Genomic DNA, 4444 nt, shown 5'->3' with positions numbered 1-4444 from the left:
ACCAACCAACGGGCGGTAGGATTGGAAACGGGTTTTTATGGCGTGTACACGTTTGTGTACAAAATGTTTGTATTTTATTGAAATATAGCTATCTTTGTGCTGAATTTAAAAGCAAACAGATATGGAAGCATTATCAGTAAGAGAATACCGTAACAACCTCGCAGCGTCTTTCACCAAAGCTGACAATGGCGAGCAGGTACTAATTCGCAGGAAAAACGAGATTTACGCTTTGGTAAAAGTTGGTCGTGAAGATTTGATGATAACCCCGGAGCTGCAAGCAAGGATTGACAAGGCAAGGGAAGAAATCAAATCCGGAAAGTGTGTTACCCTCAAAAGCAGTGAGGATATTGACGCTTATTTCGATAGTCTATGATGTACACAATTAGGGTTTCCGACGGGGTGGATAAGGTGATTGCCAAATGGAAGAAATCAAACCCCAATTTGTTCAAGAAGTATAAGAAAATCTACAAAGAATTGTTAGAGCACCCTAAGACTGGGCTTGGGCATCCCGAAGCGTTAAGGGGCGGTGGGGATATTACATGGTCTCGACACATTACCGCCCATGACCGGATAATCTATGACATTTACGAGGAAGTGGTAGAGGTCTACATCTTGGAGGTAGAGGGGCATTACAACGATAAATGATAAAACTGTTATGGTCGAATATTGTGTTTACTGGTTAGAGAACGGCGAGCCTATGCACGAGGTGTTCTCTTCTCTTGCCGCCGCCGAGATGTACTCATGTGCGATAAGAGGGAAAGAAAACATTGAATGGGTGGAGGTGTCCGAAGAAGAAACCATTGATTTGGACGAACTGGAAGACATGTTCCCGGATGACTTCTGCGGCGTGTAATCCCCTTGGGTAGAAATGGGGTAGAATTTGTTAGGCTGTGGGGGATTTTCTAACACGCCGGGGCTTTTTGCTGGGCGGTTGGCGTGGATGTATTCCCATGCGGCATGTGTATATATAGCAAGAAGTGTCCTTGTCGGACAATTCTTGCTTTTCTCGCTTTGCTCAAAAAGATTTTAAGATTACCTTTGTGGCATGGAACTAAGACGGAACGAAAAGATTACATTCCGGTGTACCGAACTTGAAAAGGACGCACTTGCGGAGCAGGCAGCCCGGTGCAGTCTAAGCGTATCGGAATACTGCCGGAGTTTGTCCCTTGGGGGGCGCCCAAGGGAGAGGTACACCGAGGAGGAACGGCAGCTTCTCCGGGACATAGCCCAGTTGAAAGGAACGCTCCAACGGCTGAACAACTACTTCGGTGGTCGCCAGTACCGGGAAGTGTTCGAGGAGAACCGGGCACTAATTACAGAGCTCAAAAAAATACTCTCACGATGATAGGGAAAGGGAAAAGCATATCACATGGTGTGGCGGCATTGGAGTACGACCTCGCCAAAGAGATAAACGGGCAGGCAGTAGCCACCGAGATAGCCCGGCATGAACTTTATGGGTGTACTGGTGCGGAAATGGTGCAGGAAATGAAACCGTATCACATTGATTTTCCGAACGTAAAAAACAACTGCCTACGTTTCGAGGTCAGCCCCTCGATAGAGGAAAGCGCCACCTTTACGGATGCGGACTGGGCGGAACTTGGTAACGACTTCATGCAGCGCATGGGGTTGGCGAACCACCAGTACATCATCATCCGGCACAGCGGTACGGAGAGCAAGAAAGAGCAAGCCCACCTGCACATACTGGCAAACCGGGTTTCCCTTTCCGGGGAACTGTACCGGGACAACTGGATAGGGAAAAAGGCAACGGAAGCCGCCAATGCCATAGCCAAGGAACGGAACTTTGTACAGTCGCAGGACATTGGCAAAGTCAACAAAGCGGAAATCAAGGAAGCCATGGACGGCGTATTGAAGAAGATGCAGGGCTTTGACTTTACCAAATTCAAGGAAGAACTTGGTAAGAGAGGTTTTAAAGTCCGGGAAGCCAGGGCAAGCACCGGGAAACTTAACGGCTACTATGTCACAGCCCGAAGCGGTACGGAGTATAAGGCAAGCGAGATAGGGAAAGGCTACACTCTCGCCCATATCGAGCGGACACAAAGCAAACTGAAGTGCAACTCAATGAACATATCTCATGGAAACAAACTCACACCCGGAAGCGGCAGCTTCCAACGTTAAGCAGGGACAGTACAGCCCCCGGAAAAGAAAAGATACAACGCCAAGGGTAAACCCGCAGCTTGCGGTAGAACTGGTGTATCAAGAACTAAAGCGTGTTGAAGTCTATACGAAGCGCATAGAGGACGCAACAGCCCGAAAGGTACAAATAGACGGGAAAAGCCTTGAAAGTGCCGAAAATCGCCTAAAAAACGTGTTGGCGGACTTTGAACGGCAGGGGTACAGAATGAAAAACGGCGGTTATGTGGACAAACGAATTTCGTTCTACTCAATCCTTTGTGCTGTTATCTCCCTATTGTTCGCTTGTTTCATGTGCTATCTTTGGACGGATGCAGCCAAAGACCGGGACAACTACAAGCAGTATTATGAATACTACCAAGAGCAGGCAAGGGAACAAAAGGGGAATAAATAAACATCTAACTTTACGAATTATGGGAACAACGGAACACGAAGAACCCCGGTTCTTCTTCATACTGAACAAGGGTGCGAAGTCCGGCGGCGAAATCACCCATGCCGTCCTAAACGGTAGTATCGTTTCGAAGCCGGCAGGCTGGGACGCCTTTCATGGGCTTGCACTGGCGAGAGAGAAACTAAGCAGCGAGGAAATACAACAGCAGATGAAAGAACTTGGTGTAGAAATGGAAATCGTTCCTCTGATTTGACAAGATTACCCGGAGTGTTTCAGCCGGGTAATCTTGTTACTTATCCTTGATTTTCCCTTTAAGGGCGTTTATAATCCACCCTTTCGGATTGTTCTTTTCTCGTGATTTTCCGTTTAGGAGAGCCAGTTCTCCGATAAGGTCGGTTATCTTTTCTTGTGCCGTTATGAATGTCTCTTTGTTCCGGTTTATCTCTTCCGATGTGAAGCCGCAGGAATAACGGAGGTACTCGTACACATGGCTGTCTATCTGATATCGTGCTGTAACCTTTGCTTGCAATTCTTTCCCTTCCAGTTCTTCATCTCTGAACTGTGGTTGATAGACCGGGTAGAACCTAAACCCGGTCACCTTGCTACGTTTGTTGTTTGGGTTTTCACGCACTTTCACGTAGTTGAAAGTGTATGGGCAGCTCTCATCAAGCGCAGCCTTTGCTGGTTTCAAAACTCTTTCCTCAAAATGATCTATTCTGTCTTTTCCGTTCTTGTCCTTGTATTTGTCCGCAGGTATGCCAAGACGGTCTTTCAAGTTTTCAAGGGATATATCCAAAGGGTACACCTGCCCACTCATTAACATGTAAAACCTAAGGGAATACCCAGTAGGTAGCGCAAGAGCCTTGTTTAACTCAAATTCTCTGTACCCCTTGGCGAACTTGGTAAACACATCCCAAAGGTCGTTAGACACACGAAAGGTTATAATGCCAGTGCGTTTTTTATATTTTGGGTTAGATATAAATCCGCACTTCCACCATTCCTCGTCATCTTCGTAAGTAAAAAAACGTCCTGCCAAAGAATCGAGTGCGGCTATGATTTCATTGTAATCACGTCCGGAAAAAATAACGTCAGATACATGCATTTGTGCATCAACATCCCAAAGTCCATGCTCAAACTTGCGTTTCGTGCCTGCATAATCTTTCAGTTTTACTCCCTTTAGTTCAGCTTGGCACGCTTCCAGTATGCGAAGAACTATTCTTTGTTCGTGTATGGACATGTCTTGCTGTTTTGACCATGTATATACCCATGAAACAACAACATCTTTATTCTTGGTAATAGGTAGTTTCTTTTTCATAAACGATTGATTTGCTGCAAATATACACAATCCCCACATTAAAACAAAAAAAGAGGGGTAAAACTCCCAAAGTGTGGGGACTAATTTACTTTTAAACTCCCAAAGTGTGGGGACTAAACTCCCAAAGTGTGGGGAAACACATGTTCTAATCCCTTTATTTATGGGCGTTTGCGAAGAAGTGATAGAGCATATTACAGACGATGCTTATAACAGACAAGGGGAATTTATAGAGCTAAGTGGTTGATTTACTGTCGGAAAAAGAAAAACGATAGGGAAAAAGAGCAAAGCAAAACCAACCAACGGGCGGTAGGATTGGAAACGGGTTTTTATGGCGTGTACACGTTTGTGTACAAAATGTTTGTATTTTATTGAAATATAGCTATCTTTGTGCTGAATTTAAAAGCAAACAGATATGGAAGCATTATCAGTAAGAGAATACCGTAACAACCTCGCAGCGTCTTTCACCAAAGCTGACAATGGCGAGCAGGTACTAATTCGCAGGAAAAACGAGATTTACGCTTTGGTAAAAGTTGGTCGTGAAGATTTGATGATAACCCCGGAGCTGCAAGCAAGGATTGACAAGGCAA

Annotated in this window: 8 protein-coding genes; 7 read left to right on the top strand and 1 reads right to left on the bottom strand. The window is 45.5% G+C overall.

Annotation, left to right across the window (positions count from 1 at the left end):
* Positions 1 to 121: 121 nt before the first annotated feature.
* The 7 genes from HMPREF0106_RS00270 to HMPREF0106_RS00290 all read left to right on the top strand — a co-directional run bounded on the left by HMPREF0106_RS00270 (position 122) and on the right by HMPREF0106_RS00290 (position 2795).
* Positions 122 to 373, top strand: a complete 252-nt coding sequence (locus tag HMPREF0106_RS00270) for a hypothetical protein (protein WP_004295507.1) — start codon at positions 122 to 124, stop codon at positions 371 to 373.
* Positions 370 to 645 carry a type II toxin-antitoxin system YoeB family toxin gene (locus HMPREF0106_RS00275; protein ID WP_004327436.1) on the top strand — a complete coding sequence of 92 codons (276 nt, stop codon included), beginning with the start codon at positions 370 to 372 and terminating at the stop codon, positions 643 to 645. The genes HMPREF0106_RS00270 and HMPREF0106_RS00275 overlap by 4 nt, the downstream gene beginning before the upstream one ends.
* A 10-nt stretch (positions 646 to 655) precedes the next feature.
* A complete protein-coding gene (locus tag HMPREF0106_RS00280; RefSeq protein WP_004295503.1) occupies positions 656 to 853 on the top strand; it encodes a hypothetical protein in 198 nt (65 codons plus the stop codon).
* A gap of 192 nt (positions 854 to 1045) precedes the next feature.
* Entirely contained in the window at positions 1046 to 1345 is a 300-nt protein-coding gene (gene mbpA / locus HMPREF0106_RS28390; protein ID WP_004327437.1) for a mobilization protein MbpA, read from the top strand.
* Entirely contained in the window at positions 1342 to 2136 is a 795-nt protein-coding gene (gene mbpB, locus HMPREF0106_RS0125330) for a mobilization protein MbpB (protein WP_007560590.1), read from the top strand. The genes mbpA and mbpB overlap by 4 nt, the downstream gene beginning before the upstream one ends.
* Positions 2093 to 2545 (top strand): mobilization protein MbpC, encoded by a 453-nt coding sequence (mbpC, locus tag HMPREF0106_RS00285; RefSeq protein WP_004295511.1) that lies wholly within the window; start codon positions 2093 to 2095, stop codon positions 2543 to 2545. The genes mbpB and mbpC overlap by 44 nt, the downstream gene beginning before the upstream one ends.
* Before the next feature lie 19 nt (positions 2546 to 2564).
* Positions 2565 to 2795 (top strand): hypothetical protein, encoded by a 231-nt coding sequence (locus HMPREF0106_RS00290; protein WP_004295510.1) that lies wholly within the window; start codon positions 2565 to 2567, stop codon positions 2793 to 2795.
* Between the two features lie 36 nt (positions 2796 to 2831).
* Here the strand turns inward: HMPREF0106_RS00290 and HMPREF0106_RS00295 are convergent, their stop codons facing one another.
* Positions 2832 to 3857, bottom strand: coding sequence for a replication initiation protein (locus HMPREF0106_RS00295; protein WP_004295509.1), 1026 nt, complete (start codon positions 3855 to 3857; stop codon positions 2832 to 2834).
* Positions 3858 to 4444: the final 587 nt, after the last annotated feature.

It is taken from the genome of Bacteroides sp. D22, assembly GCF_000163675.1.
Classification (GTDB): domain Bacteria; phylum Bacteroidota; class Bacteroidia; order Bacteroidales; family Bacteroidaceae; genus Bacteroides; species Bacteroides xylanisolvens.
This window is presented reverse-complemented; position numbering and strand designations above follow the sequence as displayed.